Genomic DNA, 22,650 nt, shown 5'->3' with positions numbered 1-22,650 from the left:
AAACGTTCAGCAATCACAAGGTCAGGAAGCCGCTGTAGAGCCCGTATGCGGCCACCACGGCGCCTGCAACCACTGCGGTGAAAATCAGCTTTTCGACAGCGGTGAACACCGGTTGGCCCACTTCGCGCCTGGCCTGGGCGAACAGCACCGCGCCGGGGGCGTAGAGCAGCGCGGAGAGCAGCAGGTACTTGATCCCGCCGGCATACAACAACCACATCGCATAGATCAGGGCGATGGCACTGATGGCCTGGTCCTTGCGACGTTCGGCCAGGGCGTTCCGGTAGGTTTCGCCGCGCACCGCCAGTAGCAGCGCGTAGGCCGCCGACCACAGGTAGGGCACCAGGATCATCGAGGTGGCGAGGTAGATCAGCGACAGGTAGGTACTGGCCGAGAACAGGGTGACGATCAGGAACAGCTGGACCATGGCGTTGGTCAGCCACAGGGCGTTGGCCGGTACATGGTTGGCATTTTCGCGACGCAGGAACGCCGGCATGGTGTGGTCCCTGGCGGCGGCGAACAGGATCTCGGCGCACAGCAGCACCCAGGACAACAGGGCGCCGAGCAGCGAAACGATCAGGCCGACGCTGATCAGCACCGCACCCCAATGGCCCACGACGTGCTCCAGCACCGCGGCCATGGACGGGTTCTGCAGCTTCGCCAGTTCCGGCTGGGTCATGATCCCCAAGGACAGCACATTCACCAGCACCAGGAACAGCAGCACAGTGATGAAGCCAATCACGGTGGCCTTGCCCACGTCCGAGCGTCGTCCGGCACGGGCGGAAAAAATGCTCGCGCCCTCGATGCCGATGAACACCCAGACGGTGACCAGCATCATGTTGCGCACCTGGTTCATCACGCTGCCCAACTGCGGGTTTTTCAGGCCCCAGATGTCGGCGGTGAAAATGTCGAGCCGGAAGGCGAACACGGCGATCAGCACGAACAACGCCAGCGGCACGACCTTGGCAACGGTGGTGACGAGGTTGATGAACGCGGCTTCCTTGATGCCGCGCAGCACCAGGAAATGCACGGCCCACAGCAGCAACGATGCGCCGATCACCGCTGCTACCGTGTTGCCTTCACCGAAGACCGGGAAAAAATAACCCAGGGTGCTGAACAGCAAGACGAAGTAGCCGACGTTGCCCAGCCAGGCGCTGATCCAGTAACCCCAGGCCGAGGAGAAACCCATGTAGTCGCCGAAGCCGGCCTTGGCGTAGGCGTACACACCGCCGTCCAGATCGGGTTTGCGATTGGCCAGGGTCTGGAACACGAAGGCGAGGGTCAGCATGCCCACCGCGGTAATCGCCCAGCCAATCAGGACGGCACCGACATCGGCACTGGCGGCCATGTTCTGCGGCAAGGAAAAGATTCCCCCGCCGATCATCGAACCCGCTACCAGCGCGACCAACGCACCCAAGCGAAGTTTTCCGGGGGTATCAGACATTACATGACTCCGAGACAGCCAAGGAGAGTCACAGCGTATGTCAATTCATCGTTTCGATAGCTGACCTAGGTCAGGGGACGAGGCCGATGACCATTGTGCTCGATGAGCACCCAGTTCCGCCGCCGCAAGCGTCCACTGCCAGGGCGTGCCGGTGATTCTCAGCGGCACCTGCAGCCGGTGCGCCGGCCCCCACGGCGTCTGCTCGACCAGCATGCTCAGATCGTGATCGTCCTCGGGCCGTAGCGTGGCCTGGGTACCCGCGCCACGCTCGATCAGCAGTCTGGCGGTACGCGCCAGAGATAGGCGTGCCGAGCCGCCTTGCCCGGTTGCCAGACGCCGGGTCAGCAACACCAGGGCACTGGCCGCCATCAGGTAGCCGGTGCCGTGGTCCAGCGCCTGGACGGGCAGCGGTGTCGGTTTATCGGCCTGTTTCCAGGCCATGCCGGCCTCGGCGATGCCGCTGCTCATCTGCACCAGGCTGTCGAAGCCGCGCCGGTTCTGCCACGGGCCGCTCCAACCGTAGGCGTTGAGGCTGACATCGATCAGGCCAGGGGCGATCTTATGGCGTTGTTCGGCGCCATAGCCCAGGCGCTCCAGGGCGTCGGCCCGGTAGCCGTGCAGGAGGATGTCGGCGTCCTTGAGCAGCGCTTCGAACGCGGCGCGGTCGTCGGGCCGGTGCAGGTCGAGGCGGGCGCAGCGTTTGCCGAGTGTGACCTCCGGGACCACGCCGGGCTCGTCCCAGGTCGGAGGGTCGATCCGCAAGACGTCGGCGCCAAAGCCGGCGAGGAAGCGGCTGGCGACGGGACCGGCCAGCACGCGGGTCAGGTCCAGCACCTTGAGGCCGGACAGTGGTTGGGCCACGGAGCCGAGCCAGGGTTTGCAGTGTGCCTCGACGGTTTCAGTGAAGTGCACCAGCGGCTCGGCATTCACTGCCTTGCCTTGGGGATGCGCTTGCCAGGCCTGCCACGAGCGCATCTCGGCGGCGCAACCACCGGCGTTGACGACGGCTTGTTCCAGTTCGGTCTTGTTCCAGCGGATCACTTTGCTCGCCATGTCGGCGCGATCAACGCAGGCACCGAGGACCTTTTCCGCCGCCCGTCGATGATGCGGCGCATTGGTGTGCAGGCGAATCCAGCCGTCGGCCGTGGCGTAGTCGCCGGCCACCGGGTCCCACATCGGCGGCACGCTCCAGCCGATGGGACGCAGGGACGTGGAGAACCAGAACGACGCCAGGCGCCGGTCGACTTCCAGGGACGGCAGGCGGGCGGTTTGTTGGCCGATGAGCTCCGCGACCGCCTGGCCGGCCACGGCGATACTGGCACTGGCCAGCTCCGTGACGGCGAACGCCGAAGGCAGGACGCCGTCATTCGCGAAGCGGATCGGGGTCGTGGGCAAGCCGAGGGCGGCTTGCATGGACGCGAGTAGATCTGTCATCGAAGGCCCTCCGGATGTGAGAGGCCGAGCATAGATCAAAACGGTTCATTCGAACGTCTGCGCTGTTGCAGACGGACGGGACCAGATCCACAGATTGCCCGCGCCCATGCCCGCCAGGGCCAGGTAGACCGGCCAGCCATGTTCGAGCGTTGCCAGCATCAGTGCCGCGCAGAACAGCATGCCGAGGGTGGCGCCCACCTTGGCCCGACGCGGGATGACCTTGCCGTTACGCCAGTTGTACAGCATCGGCCCGAACAACCGATGAGTCTCCAGCCAGGCACTCAGGCGTGGCGAACTGCGCGTCGCGGCCCAGGCGGCCAGCAGGATGAACTCGGTCGTCGGCAGGCCGGGCACGACGATGGCGACCAGGCCGATGGCGAGGCTGGTGTAGGCGAGCAGGCCGAAGAGCAATCGGGCGGTTTTGGAGGAGAGACTTATCACTGTCTTTCAAGCCTACACATTTCTCTGTGGGAGCGAGCCTGCTCGCGAAAGCGGTAGATCCGTCGGAATCCACGTTGACTGACACGCCGCCATCGCGAGCAGGCTCGCTCCCACAAGGGGAAGGGGTGATCAGATATCAATATTCAGGCTAGCTCGGCAGCGTAGGCCTGTTCCAGCAACACCGTAAACCGGTTGAAGGCGTCCAGCGCGCCTTTGTCCGCCTCGGCTTCCTGCTGTTCGGTGAGGCTCAGTTCGTCAAGGATACGGGTGAAGGTCTTCCAGCCTTCGGCACGGCCGCCCTCCGGTTCGGCCAGGTGGCGGGCACCGAAGGTTTCGCTCAGCCCCAGGTTTACTGCGCGCTTGATCAGGAACGCCGCGCCCAACTTCGAACCTTCCGAAACGAACAACCAACCCAGGGCTTCGGCCATGGTCGGGTTGTCCAGCGCGCCGGCCACCGGCGCCGGGACATCGGTGTCCAGATCCGCCAGATCGGCCTTGGCCGCGTCGGCACGGCAGCGGGCTGGCAGGTCGGGGATCAGGGCGGACAGCTGCGCATCGTTGTACAGCGCTACCAGTTCCGACTGGAACAGGTATTGGGCGACGACGAAACGGGCAAAGCTGGCCGGGGTTTCGAACGGGGCGTGGGCCTTGACCAGGGCGTCGAGCCTGCCGTGGGGCTCGTGGGTGATCTGGTTGAGGCGTTGGGAGCGTGAGGTGGGGCGTTGTTGGGTGGTCATGAATAATCCTTCGAATGGAAGCAAGTCGCTGTTGTGGCGAGGGGAACCACTGTGGGAGCAAGGCTTGCCCGCGATGCAAACGATGCGGTCCTTCAGAAATCGAGACGCCTGCATCGCGAGCAAGCTTTGCTCCCACCTTGAACTGTTTGCTGTGGTCAGCGGATCAGATATCCCAGATCAGGTTGACCGCGAAGTTGCGCCCCGGCGCCGTCAGGCGATCGAGGTTGGCGGGGCTCAGCACGGCCGCTTCGCCGACGCTGTCGTAGCCGCGCACGTCGTCCCACAGCCAGTACTTCTTGTCGGTGAGGTTGTAGAGACCACCGCTGACGGTGACGTCCCGGGTCACCTTGTAGAAGCCGGTCAGGTCGAGAATTCCGAACCCGGGCGTCTTGAACTGGCTGCTGACGCCATCCGGCGAGTTGAAGTTGCTGTCGTCGACGCGGTTTTTCTTCCTGACCAGGGTCCAGGTGAGCAAGCTGCCGTAGTCGTTCTGGTCGTAACCCAGGCCGAACACGCCGGTCAGCGGGTTGATGCTGTTGATCGGCTGGCCGGTGTCGTCGTTGCGACCGTAGGCGTAGGCCACCGAGCCCTGGGTGTAGAGGCCCTGTGGTGCGCCGAATACGTCCAGGTCCAGGCGACCCTTGACCTCGGCGCCCTTGATGGTGGCGTGCTTGATGTTGTTGCTCTGGAAGGTCAACTGATCGGCGCCGGGGGTGATGGCGTCTTCGTTGATGAAATCGCGGTACTTGTTGTAGAACACCGCCACGTCGAACGAACCGGAGTCGAAACGGCCACGCAAGCCGGTCTCGTAGCTTTTGCTTTTTTCCGGTTCCAGGTCGGGGTTGGGTTCCACGCTGTAGCCGACGTCGGGGTTATCGAAGCGGCCATACAGGGCCTTGGCGGTCGGGGTGCGGAAGCCTTCGGCATACTGCCCGTAGCCGGTGTACTGGTCGGTAAAGGCATAGGTCAGGCCGAACTTGGGCGAGACGCGATGCCAGGTCTTGTTGCTGTCGCTGACCTGGCCACCACCGGTCGGATCGACGGTGTCGAGGAACGCCTGGGTGAGGTGCGGCTTGAGCTGGGTGTAGTCGTAGCGCAGGCCCGGGGTGAAGGTCCACTTGTCCCAACCGATCTGGTCCTGGGCGAACAGGCTGTAGGTGTTGATGGTCGGGTCCGGGAAGTCGCTGGCTTTTGCCAGTACGTCCCGGGTGCTGATGGCGCCGATGGCGGAACAACCGACGCCGACCGCCAGGCACACGCCATTGCCGCTGCGCGAACCGGTGACTTTCTGTTGCTTGATCGTGGTGCCGTAGGTCAGTGCGTGTTCGGTGTCGGCGAGGCTGAAGGCTTTGTCCAGCTGTGCGTCGAACACCCATTGCTTGTCTTCATAGAAGGTTTCCCGGGTGCGCAGGACCCGGCGGGTAATCGGGAAGTAGAACTCGGCGGTGCTCTCGTCGGTCTTGGCGATCTGGTGATTCAGGCTCCATTTGATGTTGTCGACCAGCAGGCTGTCGAGGGCCAAGCTGTGCTCCAGGCCGAAACGTTCGCGGGTGACGGTGTCGTTGCCGGTGCGCCACTGGTACATGCCGCCCGGCAGGATGCTCGGAGGGATGGTCGGCCGGCCGTTGAAAAAGGGGCCGCCGTAGGCGCTTTTCAGATCGGTGTCGCGGTCGTCCTTGTACTTCTCGTAGACCAGGCCCAGGCGCGCGTCGTCGCTGTAGTTCCAGCCGAGTTTGGCCAGTACGTTGCTGGCGCGCACGTCCTCCGGGTTGGCTGCGGTGCGGTCCAGGCCGGTGCCGTTATGGCTGCCGTAGGATTCGGTTTCATGGCCGTCGCGCTGGCTGTAGTGCAGCAGGCCGTCGAATGTCCCGTTGCGCCCGGCGACGGTGGCGGATTTGAGCCAGCTTTCGTCGGCGGAGCTGTAGCCGGTCTTCAGGCGGGCACCGACATCCTGGCCGGGCTTGATGATGTCATCCGCATCCAGGGTGAAATAGCTGACGGCGCCGCCGATGGCGTTGCTGCCATAGAGCACCGACGCCGGACCGCGGAGGATTTCCACGCGCTTGATGATTTCCGGATCGACGTAGTTGCGCTGGGTCTTGGCGTAGGGACCATTGAAGAAACCGTCGGGAATCGCCACGCCGTCGACCTGGGTCAGGATCCGGTTGCCGTCGATGCCACGGATGTTGTAGCCGCTGATGCCGCCGCGCTGGCCCGCGCCGCCCACCGATACGCCGGGCTCGTAACGCACCAGGTCCTTGAGGGTGTTGACGTTGTTGCGGTCCAGTGCCTGGCGGTCATGGACGCTGACGGTGCTGGGCACGCCGCTGATGTCCTGTTCCTGGCGGGTGGCACTGATGGTCATCTGCTGCAGGTTCACTACATTGCCGGCGCTGCGCTTCTCCAGGACGATGCTGTTGTTGCCCAGTTTGCGGTAGCTCAGGTTGGTTCCCGCCAGCAGGCGCTCCAGGGCTTTCTCCGGTGGCAGCGAACCGTTGACGCCGGGCGACGCGACACCTTCGGCCAGCTCGGCCGGCAGCCCCACTTGCCAACCCGTGACGGCGGTGAATGCGTTCAGGGCCGAAACCAGTGGTTGCTGGGGGATGGCGAAGGTGTAGTCGCCGATATTGCGCGCAGGCGGTTGTGTCGCGGCAGCCAGGGCGGCGGGCGCGACGCCGGCCATCAGGATTGCGGCGGTCAGCAACGACAATGTGCGGGAAGGGGCAAGGAACCTGCAGGTAAGGCGAGAGGACATCGATAGCGCTCCGTGTCGCATCTGTTATAGGTGCAGATTGGCATCGATAGATGCGAATCAATTGCATTGGCTATAACGAGACGAATCAGCGAAGCCTATCGAGTAAAAATAATTCTCATTTAGTTCAGGATCACCAGCGCGGGGAATTCCTGAAGCTGTGCAGAGGTGATGTGCGCCAGGGAGCGAACCACGTCCAGCGGCTGGTCGAGGCGGTAGTTACCGGTCACCGCGACCTGGGCCAATTGCTCGTTGCGGTTGATGATCCAGCCGGGATAGTAGCGCCGCAGTTCGGCCAGGACCTGGCTCAGCGGGCGGTTCTCGAACACCAGCCGGCCCTGGACCCAGGCCAGGTCGGTACGGGTATCGAGCGGGGCCGGGCGGTCGAAGCCGTTGGGTCCGATGCGGATGCTTTCTCCGGCCGAAAGCCGGACATGGGTGTCGTTGCGAACGGCCCGCAGGTCCACGTCGCCGCGTTGGACCTGGACCTGGGCCACGCCGTCGAGGTAGCGCACCGCGAACGTGGTGTTGCTGACGCTGGCGGTGACCGGTCCGGCATCGATCTCCAGTGGCAGATTGCGATTGTCGGGCACTTCGAAAAACGCTTCGCCCTTGTACAACCGGGCCACATGACGCTGTTCGTTGAAGGTGCTGGAAAAGGCCGAGTCGGTGTTAAGCAGGACCTTGGAGCCGTCTTCCAGTTGCAGGCGCTGGCGCTCACCGACCACCGTCAAGTGATCGGCCTGGAAACGCAGGGGCAGGTCGCTGAAATTGAACAGGCCGAGGAACAGCACGGCAGCGGTGGCCAAGGGTTTCCAATGGGCGCGCAAGCGTGACAATGGGCTCACCCTGGTGGCGGCCTGGAGTCGCCGGGCACTCTCCTTCACTTGCGGACCGTTCCAGAGGGTCTGGGCCCTGAGGAATGCTTCGCCATGGCGCGGATCGGCCGCCAGCCAGACCTGGAATTGCCGGGCCTGCTCCTGACTGGGGTTATCCAGCAGGATCAGCCAGTCCAGCGCCTGCTCCATGGCATGGGCGGTGTCCTGCGCTGCCGCAGACTCTTGGGCGTGGTGATTATCCGTCACGGTGGTTACTCGGCATTGGTGGCAAGCGACAAGCTACGGGCGGCAAGCAACAGATGGCAAGCATGCGCTGTTTGTAGCTTGCCGCCTGAAGCTCATACCTGACAACTCCTCACACAGATCGCCATGATCAGTTTCAGTTCCTTTTGCACGGTACTCAGGGACACACCCAGCTCTGCGGCGATGTCCTGATACCCATGACCATGCAGGCGACTGAGAATGAAAATCCGCTGTTGGCGCGGACTCAGTGCTTGCAGGCTGACGTTGAGGCGCTCGAGCATCCGTTCGGCATGGGCGGCGTCTTCGGCGCTGCTCTGGGGCGCCACCACATTGTGGACGACCTCCAGCGGCACATCGTCCAGCACGGTCCGGGACTGAATGCGCCGGGCACGCAAATGATCCCGCGCCAGGTTACGGGCGGTCTGGAAAACAAAGGGTTCGAGGTGCTCGACGGTGCGTTCACCCAAGGCGCGGGAGACGCGCAGATAGGTTTCCTGGAGCAGGTCTTCGGCAGTGCTGGGGTTGTTGACCATGCGCTCGAGGGTGCGCAGCAGGGGTGTGCGTTGGGCGAGGAAGACGTGGTGAAAGCGCGATTGACTCACGGTAAGGCCCGATCCGGTAGGAGTAAATGATAATGCTTATCATCTGCTCCGCAGGTCAAGCCCGGATTTTCATCATCGCCTCTGAACCACTGTGGGAGCGAGCCTGCTCGCGATAGCGGTATGTCAATCGAAAAAAATGCTGACTGACACAGCGCTATCGCGAGCAGGCTCGCTCCCACAAAAGAGCTCAACAGCCGTGCTCGATCACTCCGCGTTGCACAACGCCAGGCAGTTATCCAGCATGCGGTTGGAGAAGCCCCACTCGTTGTCGTACCAGGCCAGTACCTTGAGCAGCTTGCCGCTGACCTTGGTGTGATTGGCGTCGAAGATCGACGACAGCGGGTTGTGGTTGAAATCGCTGGAGACCAGCGGCAGGGTGTTGTAGCCGAGGATCTTCGAATGTTGGCTGGCCTGGCGCAGCAGTTCGTTGACTTCTTCGGCCGACGCTTCGCGCTTGAGCTGCACGGTCAGATCCACCAGGGACACATTGATCACCGGCACACGCACGGCCATGCCGGTCAGCTTGCCCGCCAGTTCCGGCAGTACCAGGCCCACTGCTTCGGCGGCACCGGTCTTGCTCGGGATCATGTTCTGGGTGGCCGAACGGGCGCGGTACGGGTCGGTGTGGTAGACGTCGGTCAGGTTCTGGTCGTTGGTGTAGGCATGGATGGTGGTCATCAGGCCGCTTTCGATGCCCAGCTCGCGATGCAGCACCTGGGCCACCGGGGCCAGGCAGTTGGTGGTGCACGAAGCGTTGGAAATGATCTGGTGGGACTGGCGCAGGATGTCGTGGTTCACGCCATACACCACGGTGGCGTCGGCGCCCTTGGCTGGGGCCGAGATGATCACCTTGCGGGCGCCGGCGCTGATATGGGCGGCGGCCTTGGCGCGGTCGGTGAACAGCCCCGTGCACTCGAACACCACGTCGATCTTCTCGGCGGCCCAGGGCAGTTCGGCCGGATTGCGGATGGCGCTGACCGCGATGCGGTCGCCGTTGACTGTCAGGCTTTCGTTATCGTGCTGCACGTCTGCATCGAAAGTGCCGTGGACGGTGTCGTACTTGAGCAGGTGAGCATTGATCGCACTGTCGCCCAGGTCGTTGATGGCGACGATCTGCAAGTCGCGACGATAGCCTTGGGTATACAGTGCACGGAGGACGTTGCGGCCGATGCGGCCAAAACCATTGATTGCGATTCGAAGAGTCATTAACTGCGCCGCCATCGATTTGTTGTTGGAATTACAAGATTATTCGCATAAAAATAGAAAACAAGCCTTTTTGATGGCAATATTTTGTTTTATCTACAACGAGTGACCTGAATCAACTGGTCCGAGTGGTCAAAAACCGTTTGTCGCCTTTCCTTTCGCAGGGCGCGCAGCCGGTCTTGACCAGCATAGACAATCAGGTCGCCACACCCGTTAGCCTGGAGTTCTACACATGCATCCCCGCGTTCTTGAGGTCACCGAACGGCTTATCGCCCGCAGCCGCGCCACGCGTCAGGCTTACCTTGCATTGATCCGCGGTGCTGCCAGCGACGGTCCGATGCGCGGCAAGCTGCAATGCGCCAACTTCGCCCATGGCGTGGCCGGTTGCGGCAGCGAAGACAAGCATCACCTGCGGATGATGAACGCCGCCAACATCGCCATCGTGTCGTCCTATAACGACATGCTCTCGGCCCACCAGCCCTACGAAACCTTCCCGGAACAGATCAAGAAAGCCTTGCGCGAGATCGGCTCGGTCGGCCAGTTCGCGGGCGGCACGCCGGCCATGTGCGACGGCGTCACCCAGGGCGAGGCGGGGATGGAGCTGAGCCTGCCGAGTCGCGAAGTGATCGCGATGTCCACGGCGGTGGCGTTGTCCCACAACATGTTCGACGGCGCGCTGATGCTCGGCATCTGCGACAAGATCGTCCCGGGCCTGATGATGGGAGCGCTGCGCTTCGGTCACCTGCCGACGATTTTCGTGCCTGGCGGGCCGATGGTGTCCGGCATCTCCAACAAGGAAAAGGCCGACGTGCGCCAGCGTTACGCCGAGGGCAAGGCCACCCGCGAAGAGCTGCTGGAATCGGAGATGAAGTCCTACCACAGCCCTGGCACGTGCACCTTCTACGGTACTGCCAACACCAACCAGCTGCTGATGGAAGTGATGGGCCTGCACTTGCCGGGCGCCTCGTTCGTCAACCCGAACACCCCGCTGCGCGATGCCCTGACCCGCGAAGCGGCGTTCCAGGTCACGCGCATGACCAAGCAGAGCGGCAACTTCATGCCTATCGGCGAAATCGTCGACGAACGCTCGCTGGTCAACTCCATCGTTGCGCTGCACGCCACCGGCGGCTCGACCAACCACACCTTGCACATGCCGGCCATCGCCATGGCGGCGGGCATCCAGTTGACCTGGCAGGACATGGCCGACCTTTCCGAGGTGGTGCCGACCCTGAGCCACGTCTACCCGAACGGCAAGGCCGACATCAACCACTTCCAGGCGGCGGGCGGCATGTCGTTCCTGATCCGCGAATTGCTGGAAGCCGGTCTGCTCCACGAAAACGTCAACACCGTGCTCGGTCACGGCCTGAGCCGCTACACCCAGGAACCGTTCCTCGAGGATGGCGAGCTGGTGTGGCGCGACGGCCCGATCGAAAGCCTCGATGAAAACATCCTGCGCCCGGTGGCCCGTGCGTTCTCGCCAGAAGGCGGCTTGCGGGTGATGGAAGGCAACCTGGGCCGTGGCGTGATGAAAGTCTCCGCCGTGGCCCTGGAGAACCAGATCGTCGAAGCGCCGGCCATGGTCTTCCAGGACCAGCAGGACCTGGCGGACGCGTTCAAGGCCGGCCTGCTGGAGAAGGATTTTGTCGCGGTGATGCGCTTCCAGGGGCCACGCTCCAACGGCATGCCGGAGCTGCACAAGATGACCCCGTTCCTCGGTTCGCTGCAGGATCGCGGTTTCAAAGTGGCGCTGGTGACCGACGGGCGCATGTCCGGCGCCTCGGGGAAAATCCCGGCGGCGATCCACGTCAGCCCCGAAGCTTATGTCGGCGGCGCGTTGGCCCGGGTGCAGGAGGGCGATATCATCCGCGTCGACGGGGTCAAAGGCACCCTGGAATTGAAGGTGGACGCCGCGGAATTCGCCGCACGCGAACCGGCCAAGGGCCTGTTGGGCAACAACATCGGCACCGGTCGCGAACTGTTCGGTTTCATGCGCATGGCCTTCAGCTCGGCAGAGCAGGGCGCCAGCGCCTTCACGGCTGCACTGGAGACGATTAATTGAAACTGGCCCTGGTCGGTGACATCGGTGGGACCAACGCGCGCTTCGCATTGTGGAAGAACCACACCCTGGAGAACGTCCAGGTGCTGGCGACGGCGGATTACGCCTGCCCTGAAGATGCCATCAAGGTGTACCTGAGCGGCATGGGCCTGGAACCCGGCGCCATCGGTTCGGTGTGCCTGTCGGTGGCCGGGCCGGTGGCGGGCGATCTGTTTCGCTTCACCAACAACCACTGGCGCCTGAGCAACCTGGCATTCTGCAAGACCTTGCAGGTCGAGAAGCTGTTGCTGGTCAACGACTTCTCGGCCATGGCCCTGGGCATGACCCGTTTGCGTCCCGATGAGTACCGGGTCGTGTGCGAAGGCACCCCGGAGCCGATGCGTCCGGCGGTGGTGATCGGGCCGGGCACGGGGTTGGGCGTCGGTACATTGCTGGACCTGGGTGAGGGCCGCTTTGCGGCGTTGCCGGGGGAGGGTGGCCATGTCGACCTGCCGATGAGCAGCCCGCGGGAAACCCAGCTCTGGCAGCACATCTACAACGAGATCGGCCACGTCAGCGCCGAAACCGCCCTGAGCGGCAGCGGCTTGCCCCGGGTGTACCGGGCGATCTGCGCGGTGGACGGGCATGAGCCGGTGCTCGATACCCCCGAATCCATCACCGCCGCCGGCCTGGCCGGTGACCCCATCGCCCTGGAAGTGCTGGAGCAGTTCTGCCGCTGGCTGGGACGCGTGGCCGGCAACAATGTGCTGACGGTGGGTGGGCGAGGCGGCGTATACATTGTCGGCGGGGTGATCCCGCGGTTTGCCGATTTCTTCCTCGAAAGCGGCTTCGCCCGCTGCTTCGCCGACAAGGGCTGCATGAGCGATTACTTCAAGGGCATTCCGGTCTGGCTGGTCACCGCACCGTACTCCGGCCTGATGGGCGCGGGCGTGGCGCTGGAGCAGTCGGCCAGCTGAAATGCAGTCCCCCCTGTGGGAGCGAGCCTGCTCGCGATAGCGGAGTGTCAACCACCTGTTCGGCGCCTGACACTCCGTCATCGCGAGCAGGCTCGCTCCCACAAAGGACCTGTGGTGTTTGTAGGCTTTCTCCATCAGGCATAATCCGCACTAATCCAAACAACAAGGACGCGGCCCCGTGAGTTCAGTAAACAAATCGATTTTGTTGGTCGATGACGACCAGGAGATTCGCGAGCTGCTGGACACTTACCTCAGTCGTGCGGGGTTCCAGGTGCGGACCACGCCCGATGGCGCCGGGTTTCGCCAGGCGTTGAACGATGCGCCGAGCGATCTGGTGATCCTCGACGTGATGCTGCCCGACGAAGACGGCTTCAGCCTGTGCCGCTGGGTTCGCCAGCACCCGCGTCAGGCCCATGTGCCGATCATCATGCTCACCGCCAGTTCCGACGAGGCCGACCGGGTCATCGGCCTGGAACTGGGGGCCGATGATTATCTCGGCAAGCCGTTCAGCCCCCGTGAATTGCAGGCGCGCATCAAGGCCCTGTTGCGTCGGGCACAGTTCGGCCAGGAGCGCTCCGGCGGTGAGGTACTGGCCTTCGATGAGTGGCGGCTGGACATGGTCAGTCATCGGCTGTTTCACACCGACGGCGAGGAAGTGATCCTCTCCGGCGCCGATTTCGCCCTGCTCAAGCTGTTTCTCGATCATCCCCAGGAAATCCTCGATCGCGACACCATCGGCAACGCCACCCGAGGGCGGGAGCTGATGCCCCTGGATCGGATCGTCGACATGGCGGTCAGTCGCCTGCGTCAGCGCCTGCGTGATACCGACAAGCCGCCACGGCTGATCCGTACGGTGCGCGGCAGCGGTTATCAATTGGCGGCCAATGTGGTTGCCAGCAATGGGCATTGACTGGGCCAGGAAACTCGCCCGACGGGTGCCGGTGCCGCGCTCGCTGCTCGGAAGGATGCTGTTGCTGACCTTGCTGGTGGTGCTGTTCGCCCAGACGTTGTCCAGCGTCATCTGGGTGTCGCAACTGCGCGCTACCCAGCTTGAAGGCCTGGTCACCAGCGCCCGCAGCCTCGCCCATTCGATGACGGCCAGCGTCAGCTACCTGCGTTCGCTGCCGGTGGCCTACCGGCCGCTGGTGCTGGACCAATTGCGCAGCATGGGCGGCACGCGGTTTGTCGTCACGCTCAACGACAAACCCCTGGGCATGGATGTGCTGCCGGTCACGCCGCGTAAGCTGGCGGTGCTCAAGGCGGTGGATGAAGTGCTGCGCAAGTCCCTGGGCAATAACACCGATATTTCCGTGACCTTCGTCAGCCCCGACGACCTGCGAATTTTCAACGGTGGATTGAAGCTCGACGAGTTGCCACGCTCGTGGGCTCACTACGCCTTGACCCTCGAACCCGTGAATCCGCCGGTGCTGGTCACGCAGATCCAGATGGCGCCGGGCGAATGGTTGTACATCGCCTCGCTACTGCCCGAACCCTACACCAGCCTCGAAGAGCAGGACCTGCCGAAGCAACAGGTCGGCTTCATCGTGCTCACCAGCAGCCTGCTGTTGCTGTTCATCGGTTTGCTCGTGCACTGGCAGAGCCGGCCGCTCAAGCGTCTGGCCCGGGCGGCGCGGGACATGTCCCTGGGGGCCGAAGTGGAGCCGGTGGCCGAGGGTGGCGGCAGCGAAGTGGTCGAGGTCGGCCGCGCCTTCAATGCCATGCGTGAGCGCATCAGTCGCTACCTGACCGAGCGCAGCCAGTTGTTCAGCGCGATTTCCCATGACTTGCGTACGCCGATCACCCGCTTGCGGCTGCGGGTCGAACTGCTGGAGGACGAGAACCTGCAGGCCAAGTTCGGCCGTGACCTGGATGAGTTGGAGCTGTTGGTCAAAGGGGCGCTGCAATGCGTCAAGGACACCGACATCCACGAAAACATCGAGCCGGTGGACCTCAACCATGTGCTCGATTGCCTGGTGGAACCGTACCTTGCCCCCAACGGCAATGGCCGTGTGACCCAGGATGGCCGGGCGCTGGCGCCGTATCCCGGCAAGCCGCTGGCCCTCAAACGCTGCATCGGCAACCTGATCGACAATGCCCTGAAATACGGGCAGAACGCCCATCTGCATATCGACGACGATGAAACCGCGTTCGTCCTGCATGTCGACGATGAAGGTCCGGGCGTGCCGGAGCAGCGTCTCGAGCAGGTTTTCGAACCGCACTTCCGCCTGGCCGGGCAACAGCAGGGATATGGCCTGGGGCTGGGTATCGCCCGCAACATCGCCCACAGCCATGGCGGCGAGGTGAGCCTGCAGAACCTGCGCGAGGGTGGGTTGCGGGTGACGTTGCAATTGCCGCGCAGTGTCGATTAGCGAGACCGCGTTATCGTTCATCGCGAGCAGGCTCGCTCCCACATGGGTTCCAAGGCGCTCACAAATCCCCTGTGGGAGCGAGCCTGCTCGCGATGACGTCTTCTGTTTTGTAACGGACTGGTGACATAACTCGCCCCTTTCGTTACCTGCCCGTCGTCCTCCCTTGTTTAGACTCCCTGCGTCAAAACAACAAAAAAGGTACGTCTGATGGACACCTTCCAACCGGCCTTCAGCAGTTGGCTGAATGCACCTGCCCACCAGCAATGGCTCGCCGCCGAAGGCTTGCGGTTGCTGGCGTTCGCCAAGGCGTCGCGGCTGCCGGACGGTTTCGGCAACCTGGACGAGCGCGGCGGCCTGCCGAGCGGGGCCCGGGCCGAAACCATGAACACCGCCCGCATGACCCACAGCTTCGCCATGGCCCATGCCCAGGGCCTGCCGGGTTTCGCCGACTTGGTGGACCACGGTATCCAGGCCCTCGCTGGCCCTTTGCGGGACGCCGAATATGGTGGTTGGTTTGCCACGACCCAGCCCCATGAGGACGACACCGGCAAGGCTGCCTACCTGCATGCTTTCGTGGCCCTGGCCGCCAGTTCCGCCGTGGTGGCCCAGCGTCCCGGCGCCCAGGCGCTGCTGGACGAGGCTGTGCGGGTCATCGACACGCATTTCTGGAGTGAGGAAGAGGGCGCGCTGCGCGAATCCTTCAACCGTGACTGGAGCGTCGAGGAAGCCTATCGCGGCGCCAACAGCAACATGCACGCCACCGAAGCGTTCCTGGCCCTGGCCGATGTCACCGACGATCCGCGCTGGCTCGCTCGCGCGCTGCGCATCGTCGAACGGGTGATCCACGGCCACGCGGCGGCCAACGATTATCTGGTAGTGGAGCATTTTGACCGCCACTGGCAGCCGCTGCGCGAATACAACCACGACAATCCCGCCGATGGCTTCCGTCCGTATGGCACCACGCCGGGCCATGGTTTCGAGTGGGCCCGCCTGCTTTTGCACCTCGAAGCGGCGCGCGTGCGGATCGGCATGCTGACCCCGGGCTGGCTGCTCCAGGATGCGCAGAAACTGTTCGAGCAGAATTGCCGTCACGGCTGGGACGTCGATGGTGCGCCTGGCATTGTCTATACGCTGGACTGGGACAACCGCGCGGTGGTCCGCCATCGCCTGCACTGGGTTCATGCCGAAGCGGCGGCCGCTGCCAGCGCCTTGCTCAAGCGCACCGACGAGGCGCAGTACGAAACCTGGTACCGGTGCTTCTGGGAGTTTTGCGAGAAACACTTCATCGACCGTTGCAACGGTAGTTGGTACCACGAGCTCGATCCGCACAACCGCCCCAGTGCCGACATCTGGCCAGGCAAGCCGGACCTGTACCACGCTTGGCAGGCGGTGCTGATCCCACGCCTGCCCCTGGCGCCGAGCATGGCCTCGGCCCTGGCGCAATTGTCCGTCCCGGCAACCGTGTAACCATGTCGTGACATTTACGCATCCCTTCGTTACCTGTGAAGGGAATTCCCCTGTTTAGAATCCATGCAGCGCAAGCCACAGACTTGCATGCATAACAACAAAAAAAGGTACTCAGATGAACGCGATTAATCGCCTCGCAGTTGCTGTTTCCATTGCCTCGTTGTTTCCCCTCAGTGCTTTTGCCGCCGACTCGAAAGGGACGGTCGAAGTCGTGCACTGGTGGACCTCGGGCGGTGAGAAGGCCGCTGTTGATGTCCTGAAGGCCCAAGTCGAGAAGGACGGTTTCACCTGGAAAGACGGCGCCGTCGCAGGCGGTGGTGGTGCCACCGCCATGACCGTGCTGAAAAGCCGCGCAGTCGCCGGCAACCCGCCAGGCGTTGCCCAGATCAAAGGCCCCGACATCCAGGAATGGGCGTCCACCGGGCTGCTCGACAGCGATGTCCTCAAGGACGTTGCCAAAGACGAGAAGTGGGATTCCCTTCTCGACAAGAAAGTCTCCGATACCGTGAAGTACGAGGGCGACTACGTGGCCGTGCCGGTGAACATCCACCGCGTCAACTGGCTGTGGATCAACCCGGAAGTCTTCAAGAAAGCCGGCATCACGAAAAACCCGACCACCCTCGAAGAATTCTATGCCGCCGGCGACAAGCTGAAAGCGGCGGGCTTCATTCCGCTCGCCCACGGTGGCCAGCCTTGGCAGGACAGCACCGTGTTCGAAGCCGTGGTGCTGTCGGTCATGGGGGCCGATGGCTACAAGAAAGCCCTGGTCGACCTGGATAACGCTGCGCTGACCGGCCCTGAAATGGTCAAGGCGCTGACCGAGCTGAAGAAAGTCGCGACCTACATGGACGCCGACGGCAAGGGCCAGGACTGGAACCTGGAAGCGGCCAAGGTCATCAACGGCAAGGCCGGCATGCAGATCATGGGTGACTGGGCCAAGAGCGAGTGGACAGCGGCCAAGAAAGTCGCCGGCAAGGATTACGAATGCGTAGCCTTCCCGGGTACCGACAAGGCCTTCACCTACAACATCGACTCCCTGGCGGTGTTCAAGCAGAAAGACAAGGGCACCTCTGCCGGCCAGCAGGACATTGCCAAGGTCGTGCTGGGTGAAAACTTCCAGAAGGTCTTCAGCATCAACAAGGGTTCGATCCCGGTTCGTAACGACATGTTGAAGGACATGGGCAAGTACGGCTTCGACTCCTGTGCCCAGACCGCTGCCAAGGACTTCCTGGCCGACGCCACGACCGGCGGCTTGCAGCCGAGCATGGCGCACAACATGGCGACCACGTTGGCGGTACAAGGCGCGTTCTTTGACGTGGTGACCAACTACATCAACGACCCGAGTGCCAACCCTGCCGACACCGCCAAGAAACTCGGCGCTGCGGTCAAGTCCGCGAAGTAAACGGGTAGCACCCTGTGGGAGCGAGCCTGCTCGCGATGGCGATCAGACAGTTGAATCGAGGCTGATTGACACACCGCATTCGCGAGCAGGCTCGCTCCCACAAGGGTTGTCGCTGTAGTTCATATTTCTTGTACTGGATTTCCCCATGAGCTCTGTTGCTGTGTTCAGCAAGGCCTCGCCGTTCGATGCGCTGCAGCGCTGGCTTCCAAAACTGGTGCTGGCGCCCAGCATGTTCATCGTCCTGGTGGGCTTTTATGGCTACATCCTGTGGACGTTTCTGCTCTCGTTCACCAACTCGACTTTCCTCCCCACCTACAAATGGGTCGGCCTGGCGCAATACGCCCGGTTGTTCGACAACGACCGCTGGTGGGTCGCGAGCAAGAACCTCGCGGTGTTCGGTGGCATGTTCATTGGTATCACCCTGGTGATCGGCGTGCTGCTGGCCGTCTTCCTCGACCAACGTATCCGTCGCGAAGGTTTCATCCGCACCATTTACCTGTACCCGATGGCGCTCTCCATGATCGTCACCGGTACCGCTTGGAAGTGGCTGCTCAACCCGGGCATGGGCCTGGACAAGCTGTTGCGTGACTGGGGCTGGGAAGGCTTTCGCCTGGACTGGCTGATCGACCCGGATCGCGTGGTGTACTGCCTGGTGATCGCCGCCGTGTGGCAAGCCTCGGGCTTCATCATGGCGATGTTCCTGGCCGGCCTGCGGGGTGTCGATCAATCGATCATCCGCGCCGCACAGATCGATGGCGCGAGCATGCCCAGGATCTACTGGAAAGTGGTCCTGCCGAGCCTGCGTCCGGTGTTCTTCAGCGCCGTGATGATCCTGGCGCACATCGCGATCAAGAGTTTCGACCTGGTGGCGGCCATGACGGCCGGCGGCCCGGGCTATTCGTCCGACCTGCCCGCCATGTTCATGTACTCCTTCACCTTCAGCCGCGGCCAGATGGGCATGGGCTCGGCCAGTGCGATCCTGATGCTCGGTGCGATCCTCGCGATCATCGTGCCTTACCTGTATTCCGAGCTGAGGGCCAAGCGTCATGACTAGTCTCGCCACCAAACCCGGCATCAGCCTGAGTCGCATCGCGATCTACGCAGTGCTGATCCTTGCCGTACTGCTTTACCTGGTTCCGCTGGTGGTCATGCTGTTGACCAGCTTCAAGACCCCGGAAGACATCAGCACCGGCAACCTGTTGAGCTGGCCGACCGTGGTCAGCGGCATCGGTTGGGTCAAGGCCTGGGCAACGGTCAACGGGTACTTCTGGAACTCGATCAAGATCACCGTTCCGGCGGTGCTGATTTCCACCGCCATCGGTGCACTGAACGGCTACGTCCTGTCGATGTGGCGCTTCCGCGGTTCGCAGCTGTTCTTCGGGTTGCTGCTGTTCGGTTGCTTCCTGCCGTTCCAGACCGTCCTGCTGCCGGCCTCGTTCACCCTCGGCAAGATGGGCCTGGCCAGCACCACCACCGGCCTGGTGTTCGTGCACGTGGTGTATGGCCTGGCGTTCACCACGCTGTTCTTCCGCAACTACTACGTCAGCATTCCCGATGCGTTGGTGAAGGCGGCGCGCCTGGACGGTGCGGGGTTCTTCACCATCTTCCGCATGATCATCCTGCCGATGTCGACGCCGATCATCATGGTCTGCCTGATCTGGCAGTTCACGCAGATCTGGAACGACTTCCTGTTCGGCGTGGTGTTCTCCAGCGGCGACTCGCAACCCATCACGGTGGCGCTGAACAACCTGGTCAACACCAGCACCGGGGCCAAGGAATATAACGTTGATATGGCGGCGGCGATGATCGCCGGGCTGCCGACCCTGCTGGTCTACGTGGTCGCAGGCAAGTATTTCGTGCGCGGGCTGACGGCCGGCGCGGTCAAGGGGTAATCATGGCTACGCTCGAACTTCGCAATGTAAACAAGACCTACGGCGCCGGCTTGCCCGACACCCTGAAGAACATCGAACTGTCGATCAAGGACGGTGAATTCCTGATCCTCGTCGGGCCTTCGGGCTGCGGCAAGTCGACCCTCATGAACTGCATCGCCGGCCTGGAAACCATCACCGGTGGCGCGATCATGATCGGCGACCAGGACGTCAGCGGCATGAGCCCCAAGGACCGCGACATCGCCATGGTGTTCCAGTCCTATGCGCTGTACCCGACCATGAGCGTGCGCGAGAACATCGAGTTCGGCTTGAAGATCCGCAAGATGCCGCAATCGGCCATCGACGAGGAAGTGGCCCGGGTTGCCAAGCTGTTGCAGATCGAACACCTGCTCAATCGCAAGCCTGGCCAGCTCTCCGGTGGCCAGCAGCAACGCGTGGCCATGGGCCGTGCCCTGGCGCGGCGGCCGAAGATCTACCTGTTCGACGAACCGCTGTCCAACCTCGACGCCAAGCTGCGGGTCGAGATGCGCACCGAAATGAAACTGATGCACCAGCGCCTGAAGACCACCACGGTCTATGTGACCCACGACCAGATCGAGGCCATGACCCTGGGCGACAAAGTGGCGGTGATGAAGGACGGGATCATCCAGCAGTTCGGCACGCCGAAGGACATCTACACCAACCCGGCCAATCTGTTCGTGGCGAGCTTCATCGGTTCGCCACCGATGAACTTCATTCCCCTGCGCCTGCAACGCAAGGAAGGTCGCCTGGTGGCGCTGCTCGACAGCGGCCAGGCCCGCTGCGAGTTGCCGTTGGGCATCCAGGACGCCGGTCTGGAAGACCGCGAGGTGATTCTTGGCATGCGTCCGGAACAGATCGTACTGGCCGGCAGCGAGCCGAACGGTCTGCCAACCATTCGTGCCGAAGTCCAGGTCACCGAGCCTACCGGCCCGGATACCCTGGTATTTGTCAGTCTAAATGACACCAAGGTTTGCTGCCGCCTGGCTCCGGACGTGGCGCCACGGGCAGGGGAAACGATGACGCTTCAGTTTGATCCTCAAAAAGTATTACTATTTGATGCGCAGACCGGAGAGCGCCTGGGTATGGCCGGTCAGACGCAAGCCGAAGGGCGAGCGCCGAACGTGGCGCAGTTCAAAGGCCGGTAAAGAGCAAATGTGGGCGCGAGCCTGTGGGAGCAAAGCTTGCTCGCGAAGAACGATAACGCGGTCATCCAAGACCAAGGCGTCTTCATCGCGAGCAAGCTCAGCTCCCACCCAGGCTCGCTCCCACAAAAAGAAGTATGCGGTGGGTGGGGGACTGCCCAGCGCAATCGTTGTAAACCGCGTTAGAAAAAATAAAAACAGTCAATAACAATAAAGACGAGGAATGTAGGGATGAAGAAGAAAAACAACGCCCAGCTTATCTGCCAGTTATCAGCCGTTGCGGCGATGATGCTGGCCGGTAGCGCACAGGCTGCCGACGCGTTCAGCGCCGACTCGCAGTGGATGACGGGTGACTGGGGTGGTGAACGAACCAAGCTGATCGAGCAAGGTATCGACATCAAGGCTGACTACGTCGGTGAAGTGGGTGGCAACCTGCACGGCGGCTACAACAACGACAAGACTGCGCGTTACGCCGACCAGTTCGGTCTGGGCGTGGCACTGGACCTGCAAAAGCTGTGGGGCTGGGATAACACCCAGGCCAAGATCCAGCTGACCAACCGTAACGGCGAAAACATTTCCAACGACCGTGTCGGCGACCCGCGTGCCGGCACCTTGAGTTCTTCCCAGGAAGTCTACGGCCGTGGCCACATGGTCCGTCTGACCCAATTGTGGATCAAGCACCAGTTCCTCGATGGCAAGCTGGACGTCAAGGCCGGTTACTTCGGCGAAGGCGAAGACTTCAACACCTTCCCATGCGAATTCCAGAACCTGGCGTTCTGCGGCTCCCAAGTGGGTAACTGGGCCACCGGTATCTGGTACAACTGGCCAGTGAGCCAGGCCGCGATCCGCGTGAAGTACAACATCACGCCTGAGTTCTATGCACAGATCGGTGCCTACAACCAGAACCCTTCGCAGCTGGAACATGGCAACGGCTTCAAGCTCAGCGGCAGCGGCACCAAGGGCACCGTGATTCCGGTCGAGCTGGTCTGGTCGCCGAAGGTCAACAGCCTGCCGGGTGAATACCGTGTCGGTTACTACAAGAGCACGGCCGATGCCAATGACGTCCGTGAGGACGACAACGGTGACGATGCCGCGACCACCCGCAACGCCTATCGCAGCCACAACAGCAAGCACGGCTACTGGTTCGTGGCGCAGCAGCAGCTCACCACCCACAACGGTGATGCGTCCCGCGGCCTGAACATCGCAGCCAACGCAACTTTCCACGACAAGGACACCAACATCGTCGACAACTACCAGTCGTTGATGTTCGTGTACAAGGGGCCGTTCGATGCCCGTCCTAAAGATGACATCGGCATCGGTTTCTCCCGTATCCATGTCAACGAGGACGTGAAGAAGAACGCCGAGCTGACCAACGCTGCCAACGGTGTGACCGATTACAACGACCCACTGTTCGCGCCGCTGCGTAGCACCGAGTACAACTACGAGCTCAACTATGGTTTCCACGCCACCAACTGGCTGACCATACGTCCCAACCTGCAGTACATCACCCATCCGGGTGGCGTGGATGAAGTGGACAACGCGCTGGTGGCCGGCCTGAAAATTCAGTCGGTGTTCTAACGCTGTTGCGATAAGCTCCTCTCTATGTGCGCATAATTTGCGGACGGCCAAGGCTGTCCGCTTTTTTTTGGGGAGCGC

At 62.5% G+C, this 22,650-nt stretch carries 18 protein-coding genes; 10 read left to right on the top strand and 8 right to left on the bottom strand.

Annotated elements, in window-relative coordinates; genetic code table 11:
• Nucleotides 1–13: 13 nt before the first annotated feature.
• The 8 genes from arcD to gap form a co-directional block, all read right to left on the bottom strand.
• Nucleotides 14–1,441, bottom strand: a complete 1,428-nt coding sequence (gene arcD / locus N005_RS14910) for an arginine-ornithine antiporter (protein ID WP_047701885.1) — start codon at nucleotides 1,439–1,441, stop codon at nucleotides 14–16.
• 45 nt (nucleotides 1,442–1,486) lie between these two features.
• Nucleotides 1,487–2,875, bottom strand: a complete 1,389-nt coding sequence (locus tag N005_RS14905; protein WP_052126394.1) for a CoA transferase — start codon at nucleotides 2,873–2,875, stop codon at nucleotides 1,487–1,489.
• Between the two features lie 45 nt (nucleotides 2,876–2,920).
• Nucleotides 2,921–3,313, bottom strand: coding sequence for a YbaN family protein (locus tag N005_RS14900; protein WP_047702228.1), 393 nt, complete (start codon nucleotides 3,311–3,313; stop codon nucleotides 2,921–2,923).
• Between the two features lie 146 nt (nucleotides 3,314–3,459).
• Nucleotides 3,460–4,053: a biliverdin-producing heme oxygenase gene (locus N005_RS14895; protein ID WP_047701884.1), complete on the bottom strand. Its 594-nt coding sequence runs from the start codon at nucleotides 4,051–4,053 to the stop codon at nucleotides 3,460–3,462.
• A gap of 163 nt (nucleotides 4,054–4,216) precedes the next feature.
• Entirely contained in the window at nucleotides 4,217–6,808 is a 2,592-nt protein-coding gene (locus N005_RS14890; RefSeq protein WP_047701883.1) for a TonB-dependent receptor, read from the bottom strand.
• A 119-nt stretch (nucleotides 6,809–6,927) separates the two neighbouring features.
• Nucleotides 6,928–7,833, bottom strand: coding sequence for a FecR family protein (locus N005_RS14885; RefSeq protein ID WP_236675513.1), 906 nt, complete (start codon nucleotides 7,831–7,833; stop codon nucleotides 6,928–6,930).
• A gap of 149 nt (nucleotides 7,834–7,982) precedes the next feature.
• Complete coding sequence (locus N005_RS14880; protein WP_047701881.1) at nucleotides 7,983–8,489, bottom strand: RNA polymerase sigma factor; 507 nt, start codon at nucleotides 8,487–8,489, stop codon at nucleotides 7,983–7,985.
• Nucleotides 8,490–8,693: 204 nt separating this feature from the next.
• Nucleotides 8,694–9,695, bottom strand: coding sequence for a type I glyceraldehyde-3-phosphate dehydrogenase (gene gap, locus N005_RS14875; protein WP_047701880.1), 1,002 nt, complete (start codon nucleotides 9,693–9,695; stop codon nucleotides 8,694–8,696).
• A 229-nt stretch (nucleotides 9,696–9,924) separates the two neighbouring features.
• Here gap and edd point away from each other — a divergent pair, with 229 nt between their 5' ends.
• The 10 genes from edd to N005_RS14825 all read left to right on the top strand — a co-directional run bounded on the left by edd (nucleotide 9,925) and on the right by N005_RS14825 (nucleotide 22,572).
• Nucleotides 9,925–11,751, top strand: a complete 1,827-nt coding sequence (gene edd, locus N005_RS14870; RefSeq protein WP_047701879.1) for a phosphogluconate dehydratase — start codon at nucleotides 9,925–9,927, stop codon at nucleotides 11,749–11,751.
• The gene (locus tag N005_RS14865) at nucleotides 11,748–12,704 is read left to right on the top strand and encodes a glucokinase (protein ID WP_047701878.1); all 957 of its coding nucleotides are present in this window, start codon (nucleotides 11,748–11,750) and stop codon (nucleotides 12,702–12,704) included. Before edd ends, N005_RS14865 begins: the two co-directional genes overlap by 4 nt.
• A 178-nt stretch (nucleotides 12,705–12,882) precedes the next feature.
• Nucleotides 12,883–13,614, top strand: a complete 732-nt coding sequence (locus tag N005_RS14860; RefSeq protein ID WP_024776388.1) for a response regulator — start codon at nucleotides 12,883–12,885, stop codon at nucleotides 13,612–13,614.
• The gene (locus N005_RS14855) at nucleotides 13,604–15,073 is read left to right on the top strand and encodes an ATP-binding protein (protein ID WP_047701877.1); all 1,470 of its coding nucleotides are present in this window, start codon (nucleotides 13,604–13,606) and stop codon (nucleotides 15,071–15,073) included. The genes N005_RS14860 and N005_RS14855 overlap by 11 nt, the downstream gene beginning before the upstream one ends.
• Before the next feature lie 207 nt (nucleotides 15,074–15,280).
• Nucleotides 15,281–16,540, top strand: coding sequence for a D-mannose isomerase (locus tag N005_RS14850; RefSeq protein WP_047701876.1), 1,260 nt, complete (start codon nucleotides 15,281–15,283; stop codon nucleotides 16,538–16,540).
• Nucleotides 16,541–16,655: 115 nt separating this feature from the next.
• The gene (locus N005_RS14845; protein ID WP_041023874.1) at nucleotides 16,656–17,942 is read left to right on the top strand and encodes an ABC transporter substrate-binding protein; all 1,287 of its coding nucleotides are present in this window, start codon (nucleotides 16,656–16,658) and stop codon (nucleotides 17,940–17,942) included.
• 145 nt (nucleotides 17,943–18,087) lie between these two features.
• Nucleotides 18,088–18,996 (top strand): carbohydrate ABC transporter permease, encoded by a 909-nt coding sequence (locus tag N005_RS14840; protein ID WP_047701875.1) that lies wholly within the window; start codon nucleotides 18,088–18,090, stop codon nucleotides 18,994–18,996.
• Nucleotides 18,989–19,834: a carbohydrate ABC transporter permease gene (locus N005_RS14835; protein WP_047701874.1), complete on the top strand. Its 846-nt coding sequence runs from the start codon at nucleotides 18,989–18,991 to the stop codon at nucleotides 19,832–19,834. The genes N005_RS14840 and N005_RS14835 overlap by 8 nt, the downstream gene beginning before the upstream one ends.
• Before the next feature lie 2 nt (nucleotides 19,835–19,836).
• The gene (locus N005_RS14830; protein ID WP_047701873.1) at nucleotides 19,837–20,997 is read left to right on the top strand and encodes an ABC transporter ATP-binding protein; all 1,161 of its coding nucleotides are present in this window, start codon (nucleotides 19,837–19,839) and stop codon (nucleotides 20,995–20,997) included.
• Nucleotides 20,998–21,225: 228 nt separating this feature from the next.
• Nucleotides 21,226–22,572, top strand: a complete 1,347-nt coding sequence (locus N005_RS14825; protein WP_047701872.1) for a carbohydrate porin — start codon at nucleotides 21,226–21,228, stop codon at nucleotides 22,570–22,572.
• Nucleotides 22,573–22,650: the final 78 nt, after the last annotated feature.

Origin of the sequence: Pseudomonas mediterranea CFBP 5447 (assembly GCF_000774145.1) — a bacterium.
Taxonomy (GTDB): Bacteria; Pseudomonadota; Gammaproteobacteria; order Pseudomonadales; family Pseudomonadaceae; genus Aquipseudomonas; species Aquipseudomonas mediterranea.
Note: the sequence above shows the minus strand (reverse complement) of the source record. Positions and strands in the feature narration are given on the sequence as shown.

Bases quoted from the DNA above. Each gene is read 5' to 3' on its own strand.
- edd (WP_047701879.1), top strand. From the start codon at position 9,925: ATGCATCCCCGCGTTCTTGAGGTCACCGAACGGCTTATCGCCCGCAGC.
- N005_RS14825 (WP_047701872.1), top strand. From the start codon at position 21,226: ATGAAGAAGAAAAACAACGCCCAGCTTATCTGCCAGTTATCAGCCGTT.
- N005_RS14890 (WP_047701883.1), bottom strand. From the start codon at position 6,808: ATGTCCTCTCGCCTTACCTGCAGGTTCCTTGCCCCTTCCCGCACATTG.
- N005_RS14830 (WP_047701873.1), top strand. From the start codon at position 19,837: ATGGCTACGCTCGAACTTCGCAATGTAAACAAGACCTACGGCGCCGGC.
- N005_RS14885 (WP_236675513.1), bottom strand. From the start codon at position 7,833: ATGGAGCAGGCGCTGGACTGGCTGATCCTGCTGGATAACCCCAGTCAG.
- N005_RS14905 (WP_052126394.1), bottom strand. From the start codon at position 2,875: ATGACAGATCTACTCGCGTCCATGCAAGCCGCCCTCGGCTTGCCCACG.
- N005_RS14850 (WP_047701876.1), top strand. From the start codon at position 15,281: ATGGACACCTTCCAACCGGCCTTCAGCAGTTGGCTGAATGCACCTGCC.
- N005_RS14855 (WP_047701877.1), top strand. From the start codon at position 13,604: ATGGGCATTGACTGGGCCAGGAAACTCGCCCGACGGGTGCCGGTGCCG.
- N005_RS14840 (WP_047701875.1), top strand. From the start codon at position 18,088: ATGAGCTCTGTTGCTGTGTTCAGCAAGGCCTCGCCGTTCGATGCGCTG.
- gap (WP_047701880.1), bottom strand. From the start codon at position 9,695: ATGACTCTTCGAATCGCAATCAATGGTTTTGGCCGCATCGGCCGCAAC.
- N005_RS14845 (WP_041023874.1), top strand. From the start codon at position 16,656: ATGAACGCGATTAATCGCCTCGCAGTTGCTGTTTCCATTGCCTCGTTG.
- arcD (WP_047701885.1), bottom strand. From the start codon at position 1,441: ATGTCTGATACCCCCGGAAAACTTCGCTTGGGTGCGTTGGTCGCGCTG.
- N005_RS14895 (WP_047701884.1), bottom strand. From the start codon at position 4,053: ATGACCACCCAACAACGCCCCACCTCACGCTCCCAACGCCTCAACCAG.
- N005_RS14835 (WP_047701874.1), top strand. From the start codon at position 18,989: ATGACTAGTCTCGCCACCAAACCCGGCATCAGCCTGAGTCGCATCGCG.